The sequence below is a fragment of the Mangrovicella endophytica genome, assembly GCF_002893625.1.
Lineage (GTDB): Bacteria > Pseudomonadota > Alphaproteobacteria > Rhizobiales > Rhizobiaceae > Mangrovicella > Mangrovicella endophytica.
This window is the reverse complement of sequence record NZ_PKMZ01000010.1, coordinates 102,000-128,149: the sequence shown is the minus strand read 5'-3', so window position 1 is coordinate 128,149 and position 26,150 is coordinate 102,000. Positions and strand designations below refer to the sequence as shown.

Sequence of the window (26,150 nt, the reverse complement as noted above, 5' to 3'; positions counted from 1 at the left end):
CGCGGTGCCGGCGGGGCGCATGGCATGGAGGCAAATGCAATGGAGCTAGAAACGCAGAGCTACCGTCTGCGCCGGCTGGATGCCGGTTCCGATGTTGCGCCGCTCCGCCGCTGGCTGGCAGATCCCGCCTTTGCCGCCGCCCTGAACCTCTCCCCGCGCGACTACCCTGTCGAGGACGTGCGCCGCTACCTCGCGAGCTTCGACGGCACGTCGGCGATCATCATCGGCGTCGCCGATCCAACCGGCGCTGCCGTTGCCATCACCACATTCGACGTCAATGCGAGGCATCGCACCGCGAGTTGGGCCTTTGTGGTCGGCGAGAAGCCGCACCGGCACGAGGCTGCGGTTCTGGAGATCTCGGTCGCTGCGATCGAATGGGCCTATGCGGCATGCCGCCTCGAGAAAATTTCGGCTCGCGTGGCGGCCCCTCGGCTGCCGCTGCTGCGCATCCTCGACGGGCTCGGCATCCCCCGCGAAGGGCACCTGCGCAGCGAGATCCTGAGCGCCGACGGGCAGAAGCGCCACGACGAGGTGATCTTCGGACTGCTGAAGGCCGAGTGGCCGGCGGTACGGGAGCGGGCGAATGCCCGGGTGGCGGCGCTGCGTGGCGCGACGGGCGGACGGCGCGTCTGACGCCTGGCCAAGGCAGTCGACGCAACCCTGCGGCGGTGTGACGGCGCGGCAACATCTGGTTTATTCCGCCCGCCGCGACCTTGAAACCCGCGCCATCCTCTCCCGTCCACCGACCGGTCCCTGCTACCAAGTGGCAATACCGCCCGCAAAGGACGCGACATGCCGGCAGCCCCGCAGATGAGACTCCGCCGCGCCTGCCGTGTTTCGGTATCCGTTCTTGCCCTCGCCGCGGGGCTCAGCCTCGCCGAGGATGCGGGCGCGGCCTGCTCGACCTCGGCACCGACGGACGGAGAAACGGTGATCTGCACGCCCGACGGCGGTGCGGACACTACCGGCGTGCAGGGCGACGGCATCAACGACGTCACCGTCCGCGTCGTTGGCCCTGACGGAGGCATCGCGCCGACCTTCGCTCAATCGGCCGTTGTCCTCGGCGACCGCGCGACCATAGACGCCGCCAACAACGCACCCATCCTCGGCGACGGCTCCGACGCCATCGATGTCGGCGACGACGCCACCGTCACCGTCGGCAACATTCTGACCAGTGGCAAGGGCGCTGCCGCCGTCCGGGCGGGCGATCGCGCCGCGATCTTCCTGCGCGAAGGCGGCACGATCACTACCACCGGCAGCCGCGCCGACGGCATCAACGTTGACGACGACTCCTCCGTCACGATCGCCGGCTCGATCGTGACGGAAGGTCCGGCCGGGAGCGGTCTTGGCGACCAGCCCTCGAGCGGGGTCATCGCACGCAACAACGCCTCGATCTGGGTTACCGAGACCGGCTCCATCGAGACATATGGCACGGGATCGCCCGGCATCAGCACTTTCCGCAACGCCAAAATTCTCGTGGATGGATCGATCACGACCTATGGCGAACCGCACACCCTTGGCGCCGACACCGCCGACGGGATCACGTTCTGGCAGGGCTCAGTGGTGACGGTGGGCGAGAGCGGGCATGTCGCCGTATACGGTGCCGAGGCGAGCGGCATCGCGGCGATCGGCTCGGCGGACATTTACGACACCCCCATGCTGGCCGACATCCTGATCGCCGGCACGGTCGAGGCGCATGGCGACTACGGGCACGGCGTGCAGGTGAGGGCTTCCAACGGCATTCTGGCCGGCGGCGGACCCGAGGAAGACCCCTTCGTCCTGGTACGGGTGACGGAAACCGGCACCGTCTCCTCCGAGTTGAACGCCGCCATTGCCGACCTGCCTGTCAACATCTTCACGCGCGCTGTAGACACGACGGTGTCGATCGCCGGCGCGGTGCTTGGCCCGGACGCGGATTCGCTTGCCATCTATCTCGGCGCCGGTGACGATACCGTGATCCTGGAGCCGACCTACAGGCTGCAGGGCCTGATCTATGCCGACGACTACGACGACGACGGCAACTCGATCACCCCGGACGACGTCGACACCTTCGTACTCAGCGGCGCGGCGGACACAGAGGCGCGCTTTGCCTTCAGCCTCGGCGACGTGGAGCAGACCGACGGCTTCGAGCGCTTCCGCAAGATCGGCTTCGGGCGCTGGACGCTGGACGGCGATGCCTCCAGCCTCGCTGTGAGCGGCGAGGTCGAGAACGGCATCCTGGCGGTGGATGCGGAGATGGCGGGCCTCGACCTCACGGTCTTCGGCGGCGCTGTCCTGACCGGTACCGGCCTGATCGGCAGCCTGCAGGCCGATCCTTTCTCGATCATCGCACCAGGCGAGGGGCTGGAGCGCTTCGACGTCGCCGGCGACGTGACGCTGTCGCCCGATGCCGCACTCTCCATCAGCGTTGCCGCCAACGGCACCCATGGCCTTCTTGCCGCCGGCGGTGCAGCTGACATCAACGACGCGGTGCTTTGGGTGGACGGCACGGCCGATGCACTGGCTCGCGCGACCGGATCCGCAATCCTGACGGCCGAAGGTGGCGTCACCGGCGCATTCGCGGCCGTGCGCGACGAGCTTCCGGATCTCGACGTTCTGCCAGTCTATGACGGCAACGCGGTCCTGCTGGGCCTTGGCGTCAGCGCCGAGGATGGCAGCTTCAGCGACAAGTCGCTCTACCCAGAAACGCTGTCGGCGCTGCTGGAAACTGGCGCGGCCTTCTCGGGCACGCTGCGCCGGCAGGCGCTGAACGGGCTCGGCGGCGTGCCGCTCGCAGCCGGTGCCGGCGTGAGCTCCGGGGACGGTTCGGGCAGCAGCGGCGGCACCTATGGCTATCCCGACCTCAGAGCGCCGACGGACACGACCGCAGTGGATCTTGCGCCGCATGCCTGGATGGCGGGGCTCCACACCAACAGCGAGGTCGATGGCGGCTATGACGCCGATGTCGACGGCTTCGCCACCGGCCTTGCGATCACCCGCGGGCTGGCCGGCGGATCACTGACGCTCGGGCTGGCGGCGGGCTACAGCAAGACCGACATCGACGCCGGCAGCGGCGGCACGGAGGCGGAGACCGGCCATGTGGGCCTCTATGCCGGCTGGACCGACGGCCTCACCTCGCTGTCGGGCGCGCTCGCCTATGGCCGTGCCGACCTCGACAGCCATCGCGGCGTCACCGCGGATCTGACGGCAGAGGGTTCCGGCGACGCGGATCTCTATGCTGCGTCCTTTGCCGCATCCTACAATCTTGCCCAGCAGGCGGGCCTCGCCGGTAACATCGTCCTGGCGCCGGAAGCGACACTGGACCTCGTCGGCATCCACCGCAGCGGCTTCGACGAGACCGATGCCGCCATTCTCGGCCTGTCAGCCGGCTCGGAGGATGCGGACCGAGGCTTCGCCGGGCTGAACCTCGTCGTCGGCGGCCGCTTCGAAACGGAGCACGCGGCCCTGACGCCGACGCTGTCGGTGGGCTACCAGCGCGCCTTCGGCGACCTCGACGTCACCGCGACGAGCGTTATCCCCATCGTTGACGCGTCTTTCTCGACGACGGCGGCCGGCGTTGCCGAAGACCGCTTCGTCGCCGGCGCCGGCCTGACGGTGGACGTGGGCGAGACGGTTTCAGTGACGGCGCGCTACGACGGCGTGTTCGGCTCGGGCACCGAGAGCCAGACCGGTTCGGCCCTGCTCAGCGTCCGCTTCTGACCGGCGGCCGCGGGGGGTCCAACGAAGGCCGCAGCCGGACCGGCGACCGACGGAACGGCAGCGCCGTGAACGCTGTGCAAGACACGAAAAGGGCGGGCCGCAAAGCCCGCCCTTTTCGTCGAGTTGACGGTCAGGCGCCTCAGGCGGCGACGCGATCGCCCTCGGCATTTGCCTTCGAGCCGACGACATGGAAGATCAGCCGGTCAGATCCGGCGGTGATCTTCACGCGGCTTTCGTCGCGCACCTCGCCGAGCAGGATCTTCTCGGCGAGCGGGTCCTGCACCTCGCGCTGGATGACCCGCTTCAGCGGCCGCGCACCATAGGCCGGATCATAGCCCTTGTCGGCCAGCCACTCGCGGGCGCTCTCGTCGAGTGCGATCTGGATCTTGCGATCGACAAGCAGCTTTTCCAGCCGGGCCATCTGGATGTCGACGATCGCGCCCATCTCCGACCGGCGCAGCCGGTGGAACAGGATGATCTCGTCGACGCGGTTCAGGAACTCCGGCCGGAAGGCCGCCCGGACCATCTCCATCACCTGCGGCCGGACGCTGTCGACGTCCTGCTCGTCGGTGAGGCTGGTCAGATACTCCGCCCCGAGGTTGGAGGTCATGATGATCAGCGTGTTGCGGAAGTCGACCGTACGCCCCTGCCCGTCCGTCAGACGCCCGTCGTCGAGCACCTGCAGAAGGACATTGAAGACGTCCGGATGCGCCTTTTCCACCTCGTCGAACAGGACGACCTGGTAGGGCCGCCGCCGCACCGCCTCGGTGAGGGAGCCACCCTCCTCGTAGCCGACATAGCCCGGAGGCGCGCCGATCAGCCGGGCGACGGAGTGCTTCTCCATGAACTCCGACATGTCGAGTCGCACCATCGCCGTCTCGTCGTCGAAGAGGAAGCTCGCCAGTGCCTTGGTCAGCTCGGTCTTGCCGACGCCCGTCGGTCCGAGGAAGATGAACGAGCCAATCGGCCGGTTCGGATCCTGCAGACCGGCGCGGGCGCGCCGCACGGCCTTGGAGACCGCCTGCACCGCCTCGCCCTGCCCGATGACGCGCTTGCCGATCGCGTCCTCCATGCGCAGGAGCTTGTCGCGTTCGCCCTCCAGCATCCTGTCGACCGGGATGCCGGTCCAGCGCGAGACGACCTGCGCGACATGGTCGGCCGTGACCGTCTCCTCGACCATCGAGGCCGCCTTCGAGCCGTCGCGGGTCTCGGCCTCCTTCAGCTCACGCTCGAGCTGCGGGATGACGCCATAGGCGAGCTCGCCGGCCTTCTGGTACTCGCCGGTGCGCTGGGCGCTGGCAAGCTCCGTCCGCGCCTCGTCGAGCCGGCGCTTGAGGTCGGCGGCAAGACCAAGCTTCGACTTCTCCGCCTGCCAGGCGGCGGTCAGCCGGGCGGATTCCTCCTCGAGGTCGGCGAGCTCGGCATCGAGCCGCTCCAGCCGGTCGCGCGAGGCGTCGTCGGTTTCCTTCTTCAGCGCCTCGCGCTCGATCTTCAGCTGCATGACGCGGCGGTCGATCTCGTCCAGTGCCTCCGGCTTGGAATCGACCTGCATGCGCAGGCGCGAAGCGCCCTCGTCGACGAGGTCGATCGCCTTGTCCGGCAGGAAGCGGTCGGTGATGTAGCGGTTGGAGAGCTGCGCGGCGGCGACGAGGGCGGAGTCCGAGATCCGCACCTGATGGTGCTGCTCGTACTTCTCCTTCAGGCCACGCAGGATCGAGATCGTGTCTTCGACCGTCGGCTCGGAGACGAAGACCGGCTGGAAGCGGCGGGCGAGCGCTGCATCCTTCTCGACATGCTTGCGATACTCCTCCAGCGTCGTTGCGCCGACGCAGTGGAGCTCGCCGCGGGCGAGCGCGGGCTTCAAAAGGTTGGAGGCGTCCATCGCGCCGTCCGCCTTGCCGGCGCCGACCAGCGTGTGCATCTCGTCGATAAAGAGGATGATGCCACCGGCCGCGGCCTGTACCTCGGAGAGGACGGCCTTGAGGCGCTCCTCGAACTCGCCGCGATACTTCGCGCCGGCTATCAGCGCGCCCATGTCGAGCGCCATCAGCTGCTTGTCGCGTAAGGATTCCGGCACGTCGCCATTGACGATGCGTAGCGCCAGGCCTTCCGCGATCGCGGTCTTGCCGACGCCGGGCTCGCCGATGAGGACGGGATTGTTCTTGGTGCGGCGCGACAAGACCTGGATGGTGCGGCGGATCTCGTCGTCGCGTCCGATCACCGGGTCGAGCCTGCCTTCGCGCGCATCCAATGTGAGGTCGCGGGCGTATTTCTTCAGCGCGTCATAACCCTGCTCGGCCGAGGCGGTATCGGCGGTCCGGCCCTTGCGCAGCTCGTTAATCGCGGCATTGAGGCCGGCCGGGGTAACGCCCGCCTGCTTCAGAATGTCGGCAGTCTTGGCAGACTTCTCCATCGCCAGCGCCAGCAGCAGCCGCTCGACGGTAACGAAGCTGTCGCCCGCCTTCTTGGCGATCTCCTCGGCGGTGGCGAAGACTTTGGCCAGCGGCTGGGCGAGATACATCTGGCTGCCGCCGCCGGAGACTTTGGGCATCGCGTCGAGTGCGGCATCGACGGCGAGACGCACGTCGCGCGAGCGACCGCCTGCCTTGTCGATGAGGCCGGCCGCCATGCCCTCTTCGTCATCGACGAGGACCTTCAGGAGATGCTCCGGCGTGAACTGCTGGTGATCGCGCGAGACCGCCATGGTCTGCGCGGCCTGAATGAAGCCGCGGACGCGCTCACTATACTTCTCGATATTCATCCTGTTCGCTCCTTTCGGCACGCCGCCCTCCTCGGAGGCGCGGCAGCGCGGGTTGCGGAGTAGGGCTCCCGTAACGGCGAGCCCTTCGACGGAAGATATGGAGATTGTCCGGGCGGCACGGAAGAGGCCGCGGGACGCGAGCCGTCGAATTTTGCAACCGCCGGGGCGCTCGCCCGCCGGCAACTTAGAAACGCGGGCGGGCGCCGCCGGCAGCTCAACAAAAAAGCGCCGCGGAAACCGCGACGCTTCTGGTTCGTGGTCTGACAGAGCCGAGAAATGGCTCCTGCGTCAGAAGCCTTACGGCTCAGCCGTTGGAGGCCATCAGGAAGGCCGGCAGTTCGCCGACATCGCCCTCGCCGCCTTCGTCCTCCGGCTTCTTCTTGCGCGGACGGCCCGGACGGCGCTTCGGCTTGACCTCGCCCTCGGCTGCTGCGGATTCGGCAGCGGAAACCGGCTGTTCGGTCTCCGGCTGCGGCGCCTCGGCGGCAACCGACGCCTCGGCAGCGGGCGCTGCCTCGACGCGCTCGCGACGCGGACGGCCACGGCGGCGCGCCTCGACCGGAGCGGGCGCTTCGACACCGTCATCGCTCTGCGGCGCCACAGTGCTGTCCGCCGCGACCGGCATCACCACCTCGGGCTGCTCGACCTCATCCTGATGCTCGATGCGCTCCGGGCGCTCGGCTCGCTCAAAGCGGTTCTGCCGCTCAGGACGCTCGCCGCGTTCGCCGCGCTCACCCCTCTCGGACCGCTCGCCCCGCTCCTGCCGCGGCTCGCGCTGCGGCTGAAATTCACGGCGGCGCTCGCCGCCGATCACCGGCTGCTCGTCGCCGTCCTCGTCCTCGCGCCCGTCGCGCATGAAGGGCTGCGGACCCGTGCCATTCGGCTGGAAACGGTCGCGCTGGTCACGCTGGCCGTTCTGACCCTGACGACGGTCGCCGCGGTCGTTGCGGTCGTTGCGATCACCGCGCTCGTTACGACCGTTGCGGTCGAAGCGCTCCTGGCGCTCGCCACGATCGTTACGCTCGCCGCGCGCCTGCTGTCCGCCGCGCTCCTGCCCATTGCCACGGTCATTGCGGAAGGACTGGCCATCCTGGCGGTAAGGCTGCCCTTCCTGACGGTAGGGCTGGCCCTCGGGGACGCGATAGGACTGCGTCTCGTAGCCGTCATCGCCCTCGACGTCGCCCTCGTCCTCGTCCTCATAGCGGCCGTCCCGCTCGTCGCGCTGCGGCTGGAACTGCGCCTGAGCCGCCGCGATGATGCGGTTGTAGTGCTCGGCATGCTGGAGGTAGTTCTCGGCCATGACGCGGTCGCCGGAGGCCGCAGCGTCGCGCGCGAGTGTCGTGTACTTCTCGGCGACATGCTGGGCCGTGCCGCGGATCTTCACATCCGGGCCGTTCGACTCGTAGCTCCGCGAGAGCGGGTTCGGACCTTTTCGTCCGCGACCGCGCATACGGTTTTTCTGCTGTCCTGGCCTCATGCTCTTCCTGTCTTTGGATTCTCCGGCCGCAGCCGGTGGGGCCCCTCGTGGCAGGAGCGGCACAAGCGCTACCCTGCCGTTGCGGCGCTACTCCGCGTAACGCCGTATCCGGTTGATTGTCAGTCGGTTCAGCCTCGACACACGGTCGCTAGCGGCGCGGAAGGCCCAAAGACCCTCTCGAGCATCCCTCCGGATGAGCCAATCGGCATCCGGCTCAAAGGGATGTCCCCCTCGATTTATCCGCAGTGTGCTTGAACACTAGAGGCATCGCTCCCGCGCTACAAGTGTTTTCTAGGGCGTGAGCCCTGCAAACGGTGGCTTCTCAAGCTTGGCGCAACCCGTCGGACGCCTCGAAGTGCAACACCCGCGTCACCCCGCCTAGATCATCCGCCGATGCGGCGAGATAAAGGCCTTGCTCCTCGAAGAGCCGGGTGACGTCTTCATCCTGTCCGGCGCCGATCTCCAGCAGCACCGGGCCGCCCGAGCAGCACCGCGGCGCCTGCGCGGCGATGGTGCGATAAGCCGTCAGCCCATCGCTGCCGCCATCGAGCGCCAGCAGCGGATCGTGCTCACGCACCTCGCGGTCGAGCCCGCGGATGATCTCTGTCGAGATATATGGTGGGTTGGACACCACCGCATCAAGGGGTCCGCCGACGGCGGCGAGGTAATCCGACAGGAGCGGAAAGAAGCGGTCTCTGACGCCGGCGATCTCTGCGTTACGACAGGCGGTGCCGAGCGCCTCTGCGCTGATATCGATCGCCACCGCGACGGCAGCCGGGCAGCGGGCGAGCAGCGACACGGCGATGGCCCCTGTTCCGGTGCCGATATCGGCGAAGACGCAAGCGCCGCGCCTGGCAATGATCGCCTCGATCACCGGCAGAGCCGCCTCGACCAGGATTTCCGTGTCCGGGCGCGGCTCCAGCGTCGCCGGCGACAGGGCGAACTCGTGATCGAAGAAGAAGCGGCGGCCGAGGATACGGTGCACCGGCTCGCCAGCGAGACGCCGCTCGGCCATGGCCTGCAGCCGCATCATGGCGTCGTCATCAGCGGTCTCGGCGCTGCGCAGCATCAGACCGGTGCGATCGAGCCCGAAGCACTCGGCCGCCAGCAGGCGGGCGTCGAGATCCGGAGTCGCAAGGCCGGCGCCGGCAAAGCGCCGCCGCAGCGCGGCGAGCGTCTCGCCGATCGTTGCCGCCGGCTGCCTCACCCGTCGTTGCCGACGGCGGCGAGCAGCGTCGCCTGATGATCGGAGACCAGCGCCTCCACCAGTTCGTCCATCTCGCCTTCGATCACGCGGTCGAGCTTGTAGAGGGTGAGGTTAATGCGGTGGTCGGTCACCCGCCCCTGCGGGAAATTGTAGGTGCGGATGCGCTCGGAGCGGTCGCCGCTGCCGACCTGGCTGCGGCGGGCCTCGGAGCGTTCGCTGTCGGCACGCTGACGCTCCATGTCGTAGAGGCGGGCCTTGAGCACCTGCATCGCCCGCGCCCGGTTCTGGTGCTGCGACTTTTCCGAAGACGTCACCACGATGCCGGACGGCAGATGGGTGATGCGCACTGCCGAATCGGTGGTGTTGACGTGCTGACCGCCGGCGCCCGACGAGCGCATCGTGTCGATGCGGATGTCCTCGGGGCGGACCTCGATATCGATGTCCTCGGCCTCCGGGAGCACCGCGACGGTGGCGGCGGAGGTGTGGATGCGCCCGCCGGATTCGGTCTCGGGCACACGCTGGACCCGGTGGACGCCGGATTCAAACTTCATGCGCGAGAAGACGCCGCGCCCCTTGATGGAGGCAATGACCTCCTTGTAGCCGCCGACCTCGCCCTCGCTGGCCGAGAGAAGTTCCACCTTCCAGCGCTGCAATTCGGCATAGCGCTGATACATGCGGAAGAGATCGCCGGCGAAGAGCCCGGCCTCGGAGCCGCCGGTGCCGGCGCGGATTTCGAGGATCGCGCCGCCTTCGTCGGCGGCGTCCTTCGGCAGAAGCGCCAGTTGGATGTCGTGCGTCAGCGTTTCCAGGCGATCGCGCAGATCGTCGATCTCCATGGCTGCAAGTTCGCGCATCTCCTTGTCGGCCGACGCATCGTCGAGGATCGCCCTTGCCTCGGTCAGCTGCGCCTCGGCCGTGCGGAAGGCCTTGATCGCGGCGACCACCTCTTCCAGCCCGGCATATTCGGAGGCGAGCTTGGAATAGGTGTCACGGTCCCCGCCGTTCGCCATCTCGGCCTCGAGATAGGCGAAGCGCCGCAGGATGTCGTCCATGGTCTTGGTGGGCAGACTTGCCATTCATATTCCGGAAGAAAAGGTCGTTGAAGGCGGCGCAGAGGCTGGCCGCAGCAGCGGACGCCTCCGCAGGGAAGCATCCCGCTGCCGGACTGTTACTGACGCGATCGCCGGCTAATGCGGAACGCCGTGCGCTTCGGCGAATTCGATCAGCTTCATGCGCATGCTGCCGGCACCGTCGGGCTTGGCAAAGATCTGGTTCATCCAGTCGGCCAGGGCGCCGACATCCAGCTCGACCAGCATCGCCTTCAGCGGGCCGATCGCCGCGGGCGTCATGGATATGGAGCGGAAGCCGAGCGCGATCAACGCCATCGCCGACAGCGGCCGGCCCGCCATCTCGCCGCACAGCGTCACGCCGACGCCGTTGCGCTCACCCGCATCGACGATGCTCTTCAGAGCCTTGAGGAACGGCGGCGACAGATCGTCGAAGCGCCCCGCAAGCTGCGAATTGCCCCGGTCGGCCGCCGAGAAGAACTGGAAAAGGTCGTTCGAGCCGACGGACACGAAGTCGACGAGCTGCATCAGCTCGTCCAGCTGGAACAACAGCGATGGCACCTCGATCATCGCGCCGAGCTTCAGGCTTGCGGGCTGCTTGTGACCGAAGCGCTCCAGATGGTCGCGTTCGCGGTCGATCAGGTCGCGGGCGCGGCGCAGCTCCGACAGCTCCGTCACCATCGGCAGCATCACCCGTAGCTCGCGGCCGCCGGCAGCCTTCAGGAGCGCCCGCAGCTGCGTGCGCATCAGGCCGGGACGATCGAGCGCAAGCCGCAGAGCCCGGTAGCCGAGCGCCGGGTTCTCCTCCGGCGAGTGCCTGAGATAGGGCAGGATCTTGTCGCCGCCGATGTCGAGCGTCCGGAACGTCACCGGCTTGTCGCCGGCCGCATCCAGAACCGCCGCGTAGAGCCGCTCCTGGTCGCTCGCCTTCGGCAGGGTCGAGGCGACCATGAACTGCAGCTCGGTGCGGAACAGGCCGATGCCGGCCGCGCCCGATTCGGAAAGCTGCGGCAGGTCGACGAGCAGGCCGGCATTCATCATCAGGTCGATGGCGACGCCGTCCTTCGTCACCGCCGGTACGTCGCGCAGCGCCCGGAAGCGCTCCTGACGCTTGGCGCGGAAGCGCACCTTTTCGGCAAAGACGCTTTCGATGTTCGAGGGCGGACGCAGATGCACGCCGCCATCGTCGCCGTCGACGATCACGGCGTCGTTGTTCTCCGCCATGGAGACGACGCCCTTGACCTGACCGACGACAGGAATGCCGAGGGCTCTGGCGACGATCACGACATGGCTCGTCGGCGCCCCCTCCTCCAGCACGAGGCCACGGATCTGGTCCCGGCGGTAGTCGAGAAGCTCGGCCGCGCCCATCGAGCGGGCGATGATCACCGCATCCTGCGGCTGCACCGCGCCCACCGTCTCGGCACCGCCCATCAGCTGTCGCAGCAGCCGGTTGGCGAGGTCGTCGAAGTCGTGCAGGCGCTCGCGGATGTAAGGATCCGTCATGTGCAGCATGCGGGCGCGCGTGTCCGACTGCACCTTTTCCACCGCAGCTTCCGCCGTCAGGCCGTTGCGCACCGCCTCCTCCAGCCGGCGCACCCAGCCGCGGTCATGCGCAAACATCCGATAGGCCTCGAGCACCGCCCGGTGCTCGCCCTCCGCCGCGATGTCGCCGCGGCCCAGCATGTCCTCGATCGAGGCGCGCAGCGATGCGAGCGCCTGACCGAGACGCAGGACCTCGGCCTCCGCATTCTCGTTGAAGAGGTTGGTGACGACGACGCGCGGCTCGTGCAACACGACATGGCCGAGGCCGATGCCTTCGGACAGACCCGTTCCGCCGAAGGTGACCGGCCGCGTCAGGTCCAGCTGGACCCCGGGACGCGCCAGGCCTTCGAGGCTGCCGGCGGCGATCATCTCGGCGACCACCATGGCGACCGTCTCCAGCGCCTCGATCTCTTCCTCGCGATAGGCGCGCTTCTCCTGGTTCTGGACGTCGAGCACGCCGAGCGTGCGCCCGGCGCGCAGGATCGGAACGCCGAGAAAGGCCTGGAAGGGCTCTTCGCCGGTCTCCGGCAGATAGGTGAAGGCGGGGTGCTTCTGCGCGTCCGAGAGGTTCAGCGGACGCGCGGTCGCCGCGATGGTGCCGACGAGGCCCTGGCCGAGCTGCAGCTGCGCCAGGTGGACGGCGCGCGGATTGAGGCCGTAGGTGGCGAAGAGTTCGAGCACGCCGTCCGCCCGCAGCACGTAGAGCGAGCAGACCTCCGACACCATGTTCTGGGCGATCTGGCGGACGATTTCGTCGAGGCGCGCCTGAGCCTCCAGGGGCTCGGCCATGAGCTCCCGGATACGGCGCATGAGGACGCGCGGACCTTCCGAATCGCTTCTCATCGAGGCCGTCTTCCGTCTCTGAACATCGCCGGCGGGACCTTCGTCGATCCCGCCGCCGCAGCCGGGCGATTCTCCCGTCTGCGATCAAGAACCCTTAAAGCACAGAACCTCGACGCTATGGAATCCGAACGAACGGCGATAGCGGCAGGCGGCGCTGCCGCCTGCGAGGCTCGCCGCCTTACCCCTTGTCGAGACCGTAGACCGAGTGGAGCGTGCGCACGGCGAGTTCGGAGAACTCGCCGTCGATCAGGATCGAGATCTTGATCTCCGAGGTGGTGATGGCGCGGATGTTGATGCCGCGCTGCGCCAGCGCCTTGAAGGCCGTCGCCGCGACGCCGGTGTGGCTGCGCATGCCGATGCCGATCACAGAGACCTTGGTGAGGCCGGCCTCACTCTGGATGGCGTCGTAGCGCATCTGCCCCTTGGCCTTGTCGAGGAGGGCCGTCGCCTTGCCGAGATCGCTCGCCGGCACGGTGAAGGTCATGTCCGTGCGGGTGCCGTCCTCGGAGATGCTCTGGACGATCATGTCGACATTGACGCCGGCATCGGCGAGCGGCCCGAAGATCGCCGCGGCCACGCCCGGCTGGTCCTCGACGCGGCGAAGCGAGATCTGCGCCTCGTCCTTGGCATAGGCGATGCCGGTTACGACCTGCTGTTCCACGATGTCATCCTCGTCGCAAATGAGGGTTCCCGGAGGGTTGTCGAAGTCGCCCATGCCGGGGGCGTCCGGGTCCTCGAAGGACGAACGCACGAAGGTGCGCACCTTGTGGACCATGGCGAGCTCGACCGAGCGCACCTGCAGGACCTTGGCGCCGAGCGACGCCATTTCCAGCATCTCCTCGAAGGAGATCCGGTTCATGCGCCGCGCCTTCGGCTCGACGCGGGGGTCGGTCGTGTAGACGCCGTCGACATCCGTATAGATGTCGCAGCGGTCCGCCTTGATCGCCGCCGCGATCGCAACCGCCGACGTGTCGGAGCCGCCACGGCCAAGCGTCGCGATCCGGTTGTCCGGCGCCAGTCCCTGGAAGCCGGCGATCACCGCGACCTGTCCGTCCGCGAAGCGGCGGATGAGATCGCTGCCCTCGATCTCCTGGATGCGCGCGGCGCCATGCGCCGTGTCGGTGCGGATCGGGATCTGCCAGCCCTGCCAGGATCTGGCATTGATGCCCATGTCCTGCAGCGTGATGGCGAGGAGGCCGGCGGTCACCTGCTCGCCCGAGGCAACGACCGCATCATACTCGCGCGCGTCATGCAGGGCGGAGGCGTCGCGGCACCAGCCGACGAGCTCGTTGGTCTTGCCGGACATGGCGGAGACGACAACCGCCACCTCGTGGCCGGCGTCGACCTCGCGTTTGACGTGGCGCGCGACGTTGCGGATGCGGGCGATGTCGGCGACGGAGGTGCCGCCGAATTTCAGGACGAGACGCGCCATGGAAGGATCGATTGCTCTGGATCGAGCCGAAGAAGCCCGAAGAAGACAGATAGCCGCAGCCGGGCGCCAAATCGCGCCGGTGGCAGGGCGGCCGTTACGTAACTGATCACCCTCGCATCCGCAAGGATCGCAAAGGCCGTCGCGAAGGGCCCGGCGTCAGCCCACACCCCTCGCGGCTCAGTCCCCGACGAAGACCTGCAGACGGCCGATGGCATCGTCCCACTGGGCCGCCACGGACCGGAGGCAGCTCATGGCGTGCGCCAGCGGTTCGGGGCGAAAGCCGTAGCGGTGCTCGCGCCCGATCTTCGCGCCGCCGACGAGCCCGACCTCCTCCAGCACCTGCAGGTGCTTGGTGATCGCCTGGCGGGTGAGCCGGGTATCGGCGGCAAGGGCGCTGATGGACTGCGCGTCGCCGCGGCTGAGCCGCATCAGCAGCGACAGCCGCGTCGCGTCGCCGAGGGCCGCGAAGACGGCCGCGTGATTCCCGACGGCGCCTGCCGGGGCTGGCGCCGCCGCATCACCCGTCGACATGCACGCGGATGTTGCCGAGCTGCTCGCGCCAGCCGCCCTCATTGTTGCGCATCGCCTCGCGCCGCCGCTCCGGCGGGATCGCATCGAACCCGGATTCGACGATCACCAGCCGGGTGCCGCCCGCCACCTCCGACAGGCGGAACTCGACCAGCGTGGTCGGATCGTCGTCCCGTGGTGCGTCGAAGCGCTCCGGATGGGCCCAGCGGAAGGCGAAGAGGCGCATCGGCTCCATCGCTTCGACGGTTGCCGCCCAGGCAATGCCCTCGTAGCCGGGATAGGTGATGCGCCCGGTCGTCCGCTCGCCCAGAACGAACGGCCCGTCGAGCTTCACCCTGAACCAGGTGCCGAATTCGACGTGATCGGTGATCGCCCGCCAGACCCGTTCCACAGGGGCCCTCAGATCCACCATCTTCTCGATACTGTCGGACATTGCGCAACCTCCCGGTTGCTCTTTCTTAGCGGAGGGGCCGGCTGCAGCGCAAGGGCGAGACCCGCCCGGGCCGGTCGCGCGACTCGGTTTGCCGACAGCGCCGCCGGCCGCGCCGCTTGACTTTCCACCGGCGGACGGAACCTTGGCGGCAGGATGAGCGAGCGGACAAGAAGGATGCGGCCATGAGCAATGCCGAGCGCAGCACCATCGACGCCGGCGAGGTGGACCGCTTCGCCCGCATGGCGCAGGAATGGTGGAATCCGGCCGGCAAGTTCAAGCCGCTGCACAAGTTCAACCCGGTGCGCATCGCCTATATCCGCGAGCAGGTCGCCGCGAATTTCAGCCGCGACATGCTGTCGACGAAGCCGTTCGAAGGTTTGCGCATCCTCGACATCGGCTGCGGCGGCGGCCTCATCTCCGAGCCGATGGCGCGCCTCGGCGCAAGCGTCGTCGGCGCCGATGCGGCCGACCTCAACATCGAGGTCGCCAAGCTCCATGCCGCGCAGAGCGGCGTGTCCATCGACTACCGCGCGACCACCGCGGAGGCGATCGCGGCGGGCGGCGAGACCTTCGACGTGGTGCTGGCACTGGAGATCGTCGAGCATGTCGCCGACGTGCCGCTGTTCCTGTCCTCCTGCGCCGCCATGGTGAAGCCGGGCGGTCTCCTTTTCGTCGCGACTATCAACCGGACGCTGAGGGCCTACGGCTTTGCCATCGTCGGAGCCGAATATGTGCTGGGCTGGCTGCCGAAGGGTACGCACGAGTTCAAGCGGCTGGTGCGCCCCGACGAGATCGCGGGACCGCTGGAACAGGCCGGACTGCAGATGATCGACGCGACGGGCGTCGTTTATCATCCGCTGGCCGACGAATGGCGCCGCTCGCGCGACCGCTCGGTCAACTACATGATGCTGGCGCGCCGCCCCGGCTGAGAAGGCACGTCTCATGTAGCGCCCGCCGGAGCCAAGCACGGTGACCGGGGGTTCACACCGCCCTGGATGCTGCCCCGACCCGTCGCGGCGAGCGGTGCGAAAGTCGGCCGCAGGCGGTTTCAGGCGGCGCGATGATCTGCTAGAGCAATCCCTGATCCAAGCAGTCACCTTTTCTGCGGCGCCGATCCTGACGGGGTCTGCGCTGGCGAATGCGAGGCAGAGTGCATGTCGGCAGTAGCAATCCTTCGAGTCGTCGGCGCGGACGAAGCACCCATGGTGCTGCCCTTCCCGCGCAGCTGCCCGACTTCGGCGGCGATGCTGTCGCCGCCGGCGCCGACCGATGCCGAGCGCATGGACCTCGACCGACTGCGCTGGCTGGCGCTGCGCAGCCAGCTCGCGCCGCGCCCCGATCTCGAGCAGGCCTGTTACGTGCTCGCCGGGGAACCGGACGCCTCCTTCGAGCGCTTCTCCATCCAGTTCTTCCGCGGACTGTCCGGCAAGGCCCGGCGTTCGATGACGTTCTACCGGCCGGGCGCCCGCGCCATCAGCGATGATGAGCGCTGGCTCCTGCGGCTCGTCTCGGCCTGGCGCCGGGGCGACGATGCCGGTGCCAAGGCGCTTGTCGCCTGGCGGGTCTCGCCGGAAAGCCAGCGTTGGCTGCGCTTTCTGTCTGCCGGAATGGTCCGCGCGATGGACGCCCGAAGCTAGTTTGGAATCATTCCAAACAGTACTTGATTATGGCCTGCCGCATGGTTAGTTTGGAGTCATTCTAAACAGCAATGTCGGCCGCTGGCCGAAGACATGGAGAGCGTGATGGGACTGGTCGCAGCCAAGATCGAACCGACGGCCAAGGAACAGATCGTCGAGGGCCTGACGCAGGCTTTGGCGGAGACCTCGGTCGTCACCATGAAGGCGCAGAACTTCCACTGGAACGTTACCGGCATGGCCTTCGGCCCGCTGCATGAGCTGTTCCAGAAGATTTACGAGGACCACTTCGAGGGTCAGGACATCCTCGCCGAGCGCATCAAGCAGTTCGACGTTCATGCCGAGGGCCGCTATTCCGTGTTCCTGGAGCGCAGCGCGATCGAGGAGCATGACGGTCGCGCCGATGCCAAGGAGATGATCGCGGTCATGCTCGCCGACCAGGAGACGCTCTCCTCCACCGTCTCGGCGCTGGCCGAGGTCGCCGAGGAGCATGGCGACTGGGCGACCAACGACCTCGCCACCGCCCGCATTGAGGTGCACGACAAGTTCGCCTGGATGCTGCGCGCGCATCTGAAGACCACCGCCTGATCGCATCAACGGTCGAGCATGCAGGAAAGCCCGTCGGATCGGATCCGGCGGGCTTTTTTTTCGTGCCGGGTGGGCGGCAGTTTACCCGGCAGCCGGACCGTCGTTGGAAACAGAGGAGTCCGGCCGACCTTCCCCGCAGCGGCCATTATGGCAGCCGCAGCCGGTCAGCCTTCTTGCCGCTCGACGATGACGCGATGAAGAACGGCAAACACCAGCCCACAAATGAGCCAGGAGAGGACGACATCCGACAGGAAGTGTCCGCCGAAGGCGATCCGGTTCAGCGATAGCGATCCGGCATAGACAAGGGCCGTGGCTGTTGCAGCCAGCCTCACGGGCTTGGGGGTCACGAGGGCCGCGGCGACGAGCCAGGCCGACGAGGCAGCCTCTCCGCTGACAAATGAACAGTTCCGATCGCACCAATCGCTGATCACCCAAACCATCTGGTGTTCTGCGTCGCCTCCGAAGACATTGAGGTGGATGGGTCGCGGTCGGCCCCAGTGTTCCTTCAGGAGGCCGTTCACGAGCAGGCCCGGACCGAGGGCCAGTCCAGACAGCAGCCAGATGGGCTTTCGCAGGCGGTACCAGGCCAAGGTGCCGTCGATGGCCGCGCGGAGCATGCCGGCCAGGATAAAGGCGACCACGCCGGTGATGACCCAGGGCGAGCTCTTGCGGAGCCATTGCAGGTTTGCATCGCTCGACAGGTTGAAGCCGTCACTGGTGCTGAAAAACCAGCGGCTGACCACCAAGTCCACGTCTGGAAAGAACCAGAAAAACGCGCTGGTCACGAGAATCGCGAATGAGAACGCGATGATCGGATGGTTCGATCTCGCGCCAGATGAGGCGGGATTGGCTAGGATTGTGCTCATAGCCGGCGCATGCGCTGGCTAACTTGCAGAAAACTTGCAGACTGAGGCTCCGAGCGGTGGCGTTCGCTCGATGAGTTCAACCCGGCGCTCGCGGCGCTGATGACGCCCGCCCTTGTCGGTAGCGCCGCCGGGCGGCAGCATGCCGCCTATTTGCCTTGAACCCTCATCCAGAGATTGATCGAGCAGGCTCCGGATGAGAGGACCGTCACAAGGCCAGCGGCGCTCGAAAGGGTGGACACCATCAACCTGAAAGCGCCCGCAACGTCGCCGACATACGCACAGCCGTAAGAGAACGACCCGTCAGCAGAGTGAGCTTCATGTCGACCAGCCGAGGTCAGGTGATGGAGAGCGGTGATGCGGATCCTGGTCGTCGAGAATGATCGCTTGCTGTCCGAGAGCCTGTCGCGGCGGCTGACCGAGGCCGGCCATGCGGTCGATGTGTTCGCAACGGTCGCCGACGCCGGGGCGGCGTGGAAGATAGCAGCATACGACCTCTGCATCGTGGACGTCATGCTCGACGATGGCGATGGGCGGGCGCTCGTCAGGTCGGCTCGCGCCGCCGGTCTGCGGACGCCCACCTTGATGCTCACAGCGCGGGACGAGATCGGGGACCGGGTGGCTGGACTGGATGCGGGGGCCGACGATTATCTCGTCAAGCCGTTTGCAACCGAAGAGTTGCTGGCACGGCTGAGGGCGCTGCGCCGACGCTCCGCGGAGATCACGGCGACCGAGTTTCGTCTGGGAAATCTCCTCTACGACCCTCATAACATGAGCCTGACGGTGGCCGACCGCGAGGTGAGGCTGACCGCTCAGGAGCATGCGGCGCTCGACAAGTTGATCCGTGCCGGCGAGCGCGTAACGCCGAAGCGCATGCTGGGCGAACATCTCTATGCGCTTCACGAGGACTGGTCGGACAACGCGATCGAGACGCTGGTTCATCGACTTCGTAAGAAGCTCTCGGAGGCTGGGGCGACAGTCGAGGTCAAGGCGCTGCGGGGCCTCGGCTACATCCTGTGCGAGACCCTATCTTGAGACGGTCCTATCGTCTCGATGTGCGGCTGGCGGTCGTCGTGACCGTGATGTCCGCGCTGACCTTGATCGGCACCGGCATGATCCTGTCTATGGAGTTCACGCGCGGCCAATTCGACATAGAAGAACGCGGGCTGTCCGCTCAAATCGAGGAATGGGCGGGATCGCTTCGGCGCAATCCTGACGGCACTGTCGTGTTCGCCCCCCCGCTCCAGCCGTCGTCAGAGATCGACCCGCCTTATACGGGACTGCTGTCGGGCACCCGGCCCGTCTACGGCTACACCGTCATGGATGCCGCGGGGACAGTGCTGGATCGCTCCGCCGCCAACGCTCCGGCCGGACGGCCCCGATCAGCGGAGCCGGAACCTGTTCTCTTAAGCGGAGCGACGCTCGATGGCACCGGACCGGTCCTGATCGCTGAACTCTACGTGCCGGAGTTCGGAGTATGGCTCCGGCTGGCACGATCGCGTTCGGATGTCGCCGCTCTAGCCAACACGTTCTTTGCCCAATCTCTCGAAGAGCTGGGATGGGCAGCGCTGATCATGCTCATCGTCGTGGTGATCACGGCGGTGAGCATCGTTCGCGTCAGTCTGCGCGGGCTTCGGCGCGTGGCTGCGCAGGCGGAGCGAATCACCTTCGACAATCTGGGGCATCAGCGGCTCGCCGGCTCATCGGCACCTGCGGAGGTCCAGCCGTTGATTGCCGCCGTCAACCATGCCTTGGACAGCATCAGGGCGGGTGCGGTCGCCCAACGCGATTTCTCCATCCATGCCGCGCATGAGCTGAGGACGCCGCTTGCCGATCTCAGGCTGCGGCTGGAGAGCCTTGCATCCGATCCGGACCGGGATGCGGCCATGCAAGACATCGATGCGATGGCCCGCCTGATCGAGCAGTTGCTGCAAATCGCCAGGCTGGACGGCAGCACGGCCTTTTCCCTGCAATCGCTTCATCTCGGCGAGACGGTGGCCCAGGTCCTGCAGGAGGCGGCCCCGCGGCTCGTGTCCGCCGGATGGCTGCTCGAGGCGGACGGGCTGGACTCACCCGTCCAGATCATCGGCAATCCGACATTGATCGCGCTGATCCTGCGAAATCTCCTGGACAACGTCCGCAAGCACACGCCAGTCGGCAGCCTGGTGAAGGTCTCCATCTTCAACGACGGAACGCTTCTATTTGCCGATACGGGTCCGGGGCTGCCACAGCGGTTTCCCCGTTCGGGCTTCGCCCGCTTCGTTCGTGGCAACGACGATGCTCGCTCCGGAAGCGGGCTCGGACTTTCGATATGTGAAACGGCCATGCGGCGTATGAGAGGGAGCTTCAGCCTGGAGCCCACACTGAGCGGCGCAGCGTTTCGACTGATCTTCAGTCTGGCCCCCTCGTCCCCGGACGAAACCAAGCTGTCGGGCTCCGAAATTCTCTAGCGCCTCTCCTGCAGCCGCCGCTGCTCGGCATGATGCTCGACCCGCCTGAACAGAAGTTCGAGATCCTCGCGGGACACGTCGAAAGTTTCTCCGAGATCGTCGAGCGCGCGGTCGATGTCCTCCGGATGCGGCACGCCGACCGGTGCGGGGACCGCGTGACCGGCGACCGGCACCGGTCGGTGCGGATAGGAGTGGCCGGAGAAGCGGTGGAAGGCGAGGCCCGCCAGCGTCAGCAGCACCGCATTCACCGCCACGGGGACGAATGGAAAGGTGTAGCCGGCCGACAGGATCGCCGGGCCACCGATCACCGCTGTCAGCGCCGCGGCACCGCCCGGCGGATGCAGGCAGCGCAGGACCGACATGGCGAGGATGGCGCCGCCCACGGCCAGCCCGGCGGCCAGATGCGGCACCGGCACCAGATGCACGGCGAGGACTCCAACCAGGGCCGAGATGACATTGCCGCCGATCACCGGCCAGGGCTGCGCCAAGGGACTCGCCGGCACCGCAAAGACCAGCACGGCCGAGGCGCCCATCGGAGCCACCAGCAGCGGCAATGCCGCCGCCGCATGGGTGCCGCCGAGCGCGAGCAGGCTGACGAAGCTGGTGATGGCGACGCCGACAAGACCGCCAAGGCAGGCGATCAGCCGGTCGCGCAGGCTCGCGCCGGCGAGAATGGGTACGAAGAAGCGGCGCATTGGGGCTCGCGAAATCGGGGATCGTGCCGGAACGGCTTGCCGGCGACTCCTGCGGGAGCACAGGATCGCCGTTGGCGGTGCGCCGGTTTAAAGGCCGGTCACGGCAGGATCAACGGGCGAACGCTCAGCCGGGACGTTGCACCACACCATGCGGTGGAGGCTCGCGGCAGCGTTGGCCTACCTCCGCAGCTGCGGCCAGAGCGAAACGGCGCAGAACTCAATCTTCGCTCGCCGCCGCTGCCTCTTCGATCGGGCACGGCACGCCTTCCTTCTCGCATTTGCGACGGTAGGCCATCGCCCAGAAGGCCGGGTTCTTGTGCTCGGCCATTCGGGCGATCAGCGTCTCGAAGAAGGCGCGCTTGCTCGCGCCCGAGCCGGAGCGCGGATAGGAGTCCTTCTCCGCCTTGGTCATGGTGCAGCCGACGCAGCGCCCCTGGCGCTTGTACTTGCAGACGTCGACGCAGGGCGACGGCGCGGTGGCCCAGACATCGCTCATGGCGCCTCTCCTTTCCTGCCTCGAGCCGACGCGGCCCGAGACGTTCAGATCTTGCCGGACGCCCTGAGGGCGTCGAGCTTGTCCAGCGGACAGTCGGCGTCCTTCTTCTCGCAACGGCGCCGATACATGCGCGACCAGTAGGCGTAGCGGCCGGCCGCCTCCAGCCGCTGCACCAGCTCGATGAGGAAGGCCTTGCGCTTTTCCTTCTTGCGCAGGCGCTTGAACGCCTTCTTTTCCGGCTTGGTCATGCGGCAGCCGACGCAATGGCCGGCATCACGGAACTTGCAGACGCCGATGCAGGGCGACGGCGCCTTGCGCCAGACACTGGCCATGGGTTCAGCGGCCGCGGCCGGCGATGCTCAATTGGCATCCTCCGGCAGAGGCGGCAGCGGCAGAGCGGCAATCCCCTCCTCCGCAAGCTTGCCGACCTCGCTCGGCGTCGCCTCGCCATAGATCTGGCGCGCTTCGCTCTCGCCATAGTGGATGCGCCGCGCCTCCTCGGCAAAGCGCGGCCCGACATAATCCGCCTTCTGCCGCACCTCGCGGGCGAGCGCCTGCAGCTTGGCAAAGGCCTCCGCCGCCTCGCCGGCGGTATAGGAAGCCGGCACCTGCGGCCTATCGGAGCCGGATACGGCGGTCGCGACAGCCGTAGACACCGCAGGCGCCATCAGCGCCTTGGCAACCTGATGCGAGCCGCAGACGGGGCATTCGACCAGATGCGAATCCTGCTGGCGCTCGAAGTCGGCCGACGAGCGGAACCAGCCGTCGAACCCGTGGCCGGCGGGCTCGCAACGCAATGCGAAAGTGATCACTCGGCGGCCTCGGCCTCGCCGGCCTGCAGCGTCGCCGCTGTGCCGGGCATTGCGACATCGAACGGCCGCGCATTCTTCAGGTTGGGAATCTTGGCGCGGGCCGCCGCGACCTCGGCCGTGTCGATGCGGGCGATGGCGATGCCGGGCTCGTCACCATCGACCTCGGCGATGATGCCGCCCCAGGGATCGACGATCAACGAATGGCCATAGGTCTCGCGTCCGTCCGCATGCGTGCCGCCCTGCGCGGCCGCGATCACGAAGGCGCCGTTCTCGATGGCGCGCGCCCGCAGCAAGACGTGCCAATGCGCCTCGCCGGTCTGCCGCGTGAAGGCGGCTGGCGCGGTCAGGATCTCGGCGCCCGCCAGTGCCTCCTCGCGGAAGAGCTGGGGGAAGCGCATGTCGTAGCAGACGGCGAAGCCGAGCCGCACCGAACCGTCTTCGAAGGCGAGATCGGCGAGCGCCGCCGCCTCGCCCGGACAATAGGTGCGCGACTCCCGCCAGCTCTCGCCCTTGTCGAGATCGACGTCGAACATGTGGATCTTGTCATAGGTGGCGATCCGTCCGCCATCCGGAGCGAACAGGAAGGCGCGGTTGGCGACACGTCCCTCGTCCAACGGGATCGCAGTCGAGCCGATATGAAGGAACACGCCGTAGCGGCGGGCGAGATCCGATGCCGCCCGGACGATTAGGTCCTCGTGCTCCGGCCGCAGCCGCGCCACCAGGGCCGCCCGGTCGCGCTGCACCATGCCGGTCATCTCCGGCGTCTGCAGATAGGTCGCCCCCCGACCGGCCGCGTCGGCGACCATGGCGGCGAGCGTCTCGACATTTGCCTCCGGCTCTGTACCGGAGCGCATCTGCAGAACGGCGGCGGTGAAGATGGTCATGGTGCTCGTTTCCAGTGGCGGAACGCCGCGATCAGGCGGCCAGCATCGGATCGAGCTTGCCGGCCCGATCCAGCGCGACGAGGTCGTCGCAGCCGCCGATATGGGTACCGCCGATGAAGATCTGCGGGAAGGTCGAGCGGCCATTGGCGCGCTGGATCATCTCCCGGCGCAGCTCGGGATCACCCGTCGCGTCCCGCTCCTCAAAGGAGACTCCCTTGCTGTCCAGGAGCTGCTTGGCGCGTGCGCAATAGCCGCAGAGCTGGCGCGTATAGATGATGATGTCCGGCATGTTCGCAGTATCCGTGGCAATCCGTTGCAGCATATGGCTTTACGACGTTCCGGCCGCAACCCTAGCAAAGGTCAGAACATCGACCTCGCTTGCCCCGGATCGGCGCAGCGCCCGTGTCGCGCTGGCGACCGTCGCGCCGGTGGTGAACACGTCGTCGACGAGAACGATCCGTTTGCCGGCGATCTGCCGCCGCCGGTCCTCGGCAACCTTGAAGGCGCCGCGCACATTGTCCTCGCGCTCCTGGCGCCCGAGGCCGACCTGGCTGCGCGTCGCCTTGGTGCGCGTCAGCACGCCCGGCAGATAGGGTAGCTGGCGCCCGCGTGCGATCTGCCGCGCGAGCTCCGCCGACTGGTTGAAGCGACGGCGCCACAGGCGTCGCTGGTGCAACGGCACCGGTATCACGGCGTCCGCTTCGGCGAGCAGCTCGGAACCGGCTCTGCTCATCCAGCCCGCCATCAGCGGCACGAGGTCGGTGCGATCGCTGTACTTCAGCGAAGCGACGAGCCGAGCCGCCAGATCCTCGTAGAGCACCGCGGCGCGCAGGCGCGCAAAAGGCGGCGGCTCCGCGATCGCCTCCGCCGACAGGAAGCCGCGGCCGAGATCATAGGCGAAGGGCAGCCCCAGCACCTCGCAATACGGGCGCTCGATGAACTTCAGCCCGCTCCAGCACCCGGCGCAGACCGCATGCGCCTGATCGATGGCGGCGCGGCAGCCCGGACAGACCGGCGGAAACAGGAAGCGCCCGACCGATGTCGCGACAAAGCCGGGACCTTCGCGCAGGAGCCGCATGCCTTCCTCCACCATCCCCACCAAGCTCGGCACTCGCTGCAGCCGTCCAGCCAGACGACACAGCGACGCAAATCAACTTGACGATAATCCTTCCACCGTCAGCTACAAGCATTCCGAGAGCAGCGGCAGCGGATAAGATGAGCAGCAGCGACCACCTCGTTTTCGACCGGGCCTTGATCGACAGGCGCCGGCTCCGGGCTTTCGCCGATCCGGGCACGGCATCGGCCCGCTTCCTGCTGCAAACGGTCGCAGCCGAGCTCGCAGACCGCCTTGCGCTCGTCGAACGGCGCTTTGGGACCGCTGTCGACCTCGCCGGGCATAGCGGCGAAATGGCCGCACTCCTTGCAGCCAGCGGCCAGTCGGACACGGTGCTGAGGATCGAGCGCGAGGCCGCCCTCCTCGCGGGCTGGCCGCTCAGCGTCGTCGCCGACGAGGAGGCGCTGCCGCTGGCGCCGTCCAGCGTTGACCTCGTCGTCTCACCGCTGTCGCTGCACCTGACCAACGACACGCCGGGAACGCTCGTCCAGATCGCCCGGGCGCTGCGGCCGGACGGGCTCTTCCTCGCGGCACTGCTCGGCAGCGAAACGCTGAGCGAGCTGCGGGCTTCACTCCTCACGGCGGAAGCCGAGCTTGTCGGCGGCGTCTCGCCGCGCGTCGCGCCATTCGTCGACGTCCGCGATGCCGGCGGCCTTCTCCAGCGAGCCGGGTTTGCCTTGCCGGTGACAGACCAGGACCGGCTGACGGTGCGCTATGACAGCCTCTTCGCGCTGGTCGCCGATCTCAGGGCCATGGGAATGACGAACATGCTCGCCGAGCGCAGCCGGCGCATCCCGCCGCGGGCGTTGTTCTTCCGGGCCGCTGCGATCTATGCCGAGCGCTTCAGCGATCCGGACGGGCGCCTGCGCGCAACTTTCGAGGTCGTCTACATCTCCGGCTGGAAGCCGCATGAAAGCCAGCAGAAGCCGCTGCGGCCCGGCAGTGCGAAGATGTCGCTGAGCGAGGCGCTGAAGGATCGCTCCTCCTTCGAGTGAGGAGCGGTCGCCGTATATCTCCGGCCGCAACTCGGTTCGAGACGGCTACTTGAAGGCGCCTGCGATGCTGTCGAAGACGGAGGTCAGGTTGGTACCGACCGTCGTCGCACCGCCGACGATGGCGATGCTGATCAAGCCGGCGATCAGCGCATATTCGATGACGGTCGCGCCGCTGCCACTACGGCGAAACGAGGCCCAGCGGCTTTCCCCGGCCTTCTGCCAGACGTCCAGTCCATGCTTCAGCACGACCCGCTCCTTCCCCCGCCTGCATAGGTGATGCAGGGCGCTGCGCCGGCCGGCTGCAGAACGCTGCGGCTGACGACATACTGGCGCCGCGCGCCGCTGCTCCTGACCGAGCCGGTGATCATCGTATCGAGCTGCGGCTGATCCGCGGAGGCCATCACGCGGCTGCGGCGTTCGATCGCCGGCACCGCAACGAGCGATAATGCGATCGCAACCGACCCGAACAGCAGCGTCGCCCTTAACAGTCCGATGCGGGCGCCCGATAGTGCCGCCGAGCGGCGCTTCTTCGTGCTGACGGCTACGCGACCCACCTGCATCCTCCAAGTAGACGGTTCCGGAAGCCGACGGCATCCGACGCGAACATGGGTGAGGATGCACGCCTGCAGT

25 protein-coding genes and 1 pseudogene are annotated in these 26,150 nt (G+C 67.5%); 8 read left to right on the top strand and 18 right to left on the bottom strand.

The genetic code is table 11. The features are described 5' to 3' along the window. Positions 1-39: 39 nt before the first annotated feature. Both C0R46_RS17585 and C0R46_RS17580 read left to right on the top strand, forming a co-directional pair. Positions 40-633 (top strand): GNAT family N-acetyltransferase, encoded by a 594-nt coding sequence (locus tag C0R46_RS17585; protein WP_102960967.1) that lies wholly within the window; start codon positions 40-42, stop codon positions 631-633. Positions 634-792: 159 nt separating this feature from the next. Beyond that, on the top strand, positions 793-3,699 hold the full coding sequence (locus C0R46_RS17580; protein WP_102960966.1) for an autotransporter family protein: 2,907 nt from the start codon (positions 793-795) through the stop codon (positions 3,697-3,699). A gap of 139 nt (positions 3,700-3,838) precedes the next feature. On the opposite strand, the gene clpB is transcribed toward C0R46_RS17580, so the two are convergent. The 8 genes from clpB to C0R46_RS17540 form a co-directional block, all read right to left on the bottom strand. Beyond that, positions 3,839-6,460, bottom strand: a complete 2,622-nt coding sequence (clpB, locus tag C0R46_RS17575; protein ID WP_102960965.1) for an ATP-dependent chaperone ClpB — start codon at positions 6,458-6,460, stop codon at positions 3,839-3,841. Between the two features lie 304 nt (positions 6,461-6,764). Further along, the gene (locus tag C0R46_RS17570; RefSeq protein ID WP_198598393.1) at positions 6,765-7,910 is read right to left on the bottom strand and encodes a DUF4167 domain-containing protein; all 1,146 of its coding nucleotides are present in this window, start codon (positions 7,908-7,910) and stop codon (positions 6,765-6,767) included. Between the two features lie 349 nt (positions 7,911-8,259). Beyond that, positions 8,260-9,144 (bottom strand): peptide chain release factor N(5)-glutamine methyltransferase, encoded by an 885-nt coding sequence (prmC, locus tag C0R46_RS17565; protein WP_245413650.1) that lies wholly within the window; start codon positions 9,142-9,144, stop codon positions 8,260-8,262. Then, positions 9,141-10,220 (bottom strand): peptide chain release factor 1, encoded by a 1,080-nt coding sequence (gene prfA / locus C0R46_RS17560; RefSeq protein WP_102960963.1) that lies wholly within the window; start codon positions 10,218-10,220, stop codon positions 9,141-9,143. Before prfA ends, prmC begins: the two co-directional genes overlap by 4 nt. A gap of 111 nt (positions 10,221-10,331) precedes the next feature. Then, the gene (ptsP, locus tag C0R46_RS17555) at positions 10,332-12,596 is read right to left on the bottom strand and encodes a phosphoenolpyruvate--protein phosphotransferase (RefSeq protein WP_102960962.1); all 2,265 of its coding nucleotides are present in this window, start codon (positions 12,594-12,596) and stop codon (positions 10,332-10,334) included. A 178-nt stretch (positions 12,597-12,774) separates the two neighbouring features. Next, positions 12,775-14,028: an aspartate kinase gene (locus C0R46_RS17550; RefSeq protein ID WP_102960961.1), complete on the bottom strand. Its 1,254-nt coding sequence runs from the start codon at positions 14,026-14,028 to the stop codon at positions 12,775-12,777. 177 nt (positions 14,029-14,205) lie between these two features. Beyond that, entirely contained in the window at positions 14,206-14,559 is a 354-nt protein-coding gene (locus C0R46_RS17545; protein ID WP_102960960.1) for an ArsR/SmtB family transcription factor, read from the bottom strand. Beyond that, entirely contained in the window at positions 14,546-14,989 is a 444-nt protein-coding gene (locus tag C0R46_RS17540; protein ID WP_102960959.1) for an SRPBCC family protein, read from the bottom strand. The genes C0R46_RS17545 and C0R46_RS17540 overlap by 14 nt, the downstream gene beginning before the upstream one ends. 182 nt (positions 14,990-15,171) lie before the next feature. Here C0R46_RS17540 and ubiG point away from each other — a divergent pair, with 182 nt between their 5' ends. The 3 genes from ubiG to C0R46_RS17525 all read left to right on the top strand — a co-directional run bounded on the left by ubiG (position 15,172) and on the right by C0R46_RS17525 (position 17,211). After that, entirely contained in the window at positions 15,172-15,918 is a 747-nt protein-coding gene (gene ubiG / locus C0R46_RS17535; RefSeq protein ID WP_102960958.1) for a bifunctional 2-polyprenyl-6-hydroxyphenol methylase/3-demethylubiquinol 3-O-methyltransferase UbiG, read from the top strand. Between the two features lie 225 nt (positions 15,919-16,143). Then, the gene (locus C0R46_RS17530; RefSeq protein ID WP_157944681.1) at positions 16,144-16,626 is read left to right on the top strand and encodes a hypothetical protein; all 483 of its coding nucleotides are present in this window, start codon (positions 16,144-16,146) and stop codon (positions 16,624-16,626) included. A 105-nt stretch (positions 16,627-16,731) separates the two neighbouring features. After that, positions 16,732-17,211, top strand: a complete 480-nt coding sequence (locus tag C0R46_RS17525; protein WP_102960956.1) for a Dps family protein — start codon at positions 16,732-16,734, stop codon at positions 17,209-17,211. A 164-nt stretch (positions 17,212-17,375) separates the two neighbouring features. On the opposite strand, the gene C0R46_RS17520 is transcribed toward C0R46_RS17525, so the two are convergent. Continuing rightward, positions 17,376-18,077, bottom strand: a complete 702-nt coding sequence (locus tag C0R46_RS17520; RefSeq protein WP_102960955.1) for a phosphatase PAP2 family protein — start codon at positions 18,075-18,077, stop codon at positions 17,376-17,378. A 354-nt stretch (positions 18,078-18,431) separates the two neighbouring features. Here C0R46_RS17520 and C0R46_RS17515 point away from each other — a divergent pair, with 354 nt between their 5' ends. Beyond that, on the top strand, positions 18,432-19,109 hold the full coding sequence (locus C0R46_RS17515) for a response regulator transcription factor (protein ID WP_102960954.1): 678 nt from the start codon (positions 18,432-18,434) through the stop codon (positions 19,107-19,109). Then, the gene (locus C0R46_RS17510) at positions 19,106-20,524 is read left to right on the top strand and encodes a sensor histidine kinase (protein WP_157944680.1); all 1,419 of its coding nucleotides are present in this window, start codon (positions 19,106-19,108) and stop codon (positions 20,522-20,524) included. The genes C0R46_RS17515 and C0R46_RS17510 overlap by 4 nt, the downstream gene beginning before the upstream one ends. Positions 20,525-20,550: 26 nt before the next feature. Here the strand turns inward: C0R46_RS17510 and C0R46_RS17505 are convergent. The 7 genes and pseudogenes from C0R46_RS17505 to C0R46_RS17475 form a co-directional block, all read right to left on the bottom strand. Beyond that, a pseudogene (locus tag C0R46_RS17505) lies at positions 20,551-21,219 on the bottom strand (HPP family protein); the annotation flags it as partial. Positions 21,220-21,436: 217 nt separating this feature from the next. Further along, positions 21,437-21,715, bottom strand: coding sequence for a DUF1289 domain-containing protein (locus C0R46_RS17500; protein ID WP_102960951.1), 279 nt, complete (start codon positions 21,713-21,715; stop codon positions 21,437-21,439). 44 nt (positions 21,716-21,759) lie between these two features. Then, positions 21,760-22,047, bottom strand: coding sequence for a DUF1289 domain-containing protein (locus tag C0R46_RS17495; RefSeq protein WP_102960950.1), 288 nt, complete (start codon positions 22,045-22,047; stop codon positions 21,760-21,762). A 27-nt stretch (positions 22,048-22,074) separates the two neighbouring features. Then, positions 22,075-22,527, bottom strand: coding sequence for a DUF1178 family protein (locus C0R46_RS17490; RefSeq protein WP_102960949.1), 453 nt, complete (start codon positions 22,525-22,527; stop codon positions 22,075-22,077). Continuing rightward, positions 22,524-23,411, bottom strand: a complete 888-nt coding sequence (locus tag C0R46_RS17485; protein ID WP_102960948.1) for a carbon-nitrogen hydrolase family protein — start codon at positions 23,409-23,411, stop codon at positions 22,524-22,526. Before C0R46_RS17485 ends, C0R46_RS17490 begins: the two co-directional genes overlap by 4 nt. Before the next feature lie 31 nt (positions 23,412-23,442). Further along, positions 23,443-23,700, bottom strand: coding sequence for a glutaredoxin 3 (gene grxC, locus C0R46_RS17480; RefSeq protein ID WP_102960985.1), 258 nt, complete (start codon positions 23,698-23,700; stop codon positions 23,443-23,445). Between the two features lie 39 nt (positions 23,701-23,739). Beyond that, positions 23,740-24,489: a ComF family protein gene (locus C0R46_RS17475; protein WP_102960984.1), complete on the bottom strand. Its 750-nt coding sequence runs from the start codon at positions 24,487-24,489 to the stop codon at positions 23,740-23,742. A 137-nt stretch (positions 24,490-24,626) separates the two neighbouring features. Between C0R46_RS17475 and C0R46_RS17470 the strand changes: the two genes are divergently transcribed. Further along, the gene (locus tag C0R46_RS17470; protein WP_102960947.1) at positions 24,627-25,520 is read left to right on the top strand and encodes a class I SAM-dependent methyltransferase; all 894 of its coding nucleotides are present in this window, start codon (positions 24,627-24,629) and stop codon (positions 25,518-25,520) included. A 45-nt stretch (positions 25,521-25,565) separates the two neighbouring features. Here C0R46_RS17470 and C0R46_RS21160 read toward each other — a convergent pair whose 3' ends face one another. Together C0R46_RS21160 and C0R46_RS21155 are read right to left on the bottom strand one after the other, a co-directional pair. Beyond that, on the bottom strand, positions 25,566-25,766 hold the full coding sequence (locus C0R46_RS21160) for a Flp family type IVb pilin (RefSeq protein ID WP_342586521.1): 201 nt from the start codon (positions 25,764-25,766) through the stop codon (positions 25,566-25,568). Continuing rightward, positions 25,760-26,074, bottom strand: a complete 315-nt coding sequence (locus tag C0R46_RS21155) for a hypothetical protein (protein ID WP_245413649.1) — start codon at positions 26,072-26,074, stop codon at positions 25,760-25,762. The genes C0R46_RS21160 and C0R46_RS21155 overlap by 7 nt, the downstream gene beginning before the upstream one ends. Positions 26,075-26,150 lie beyond the last annotated feature (76 nt).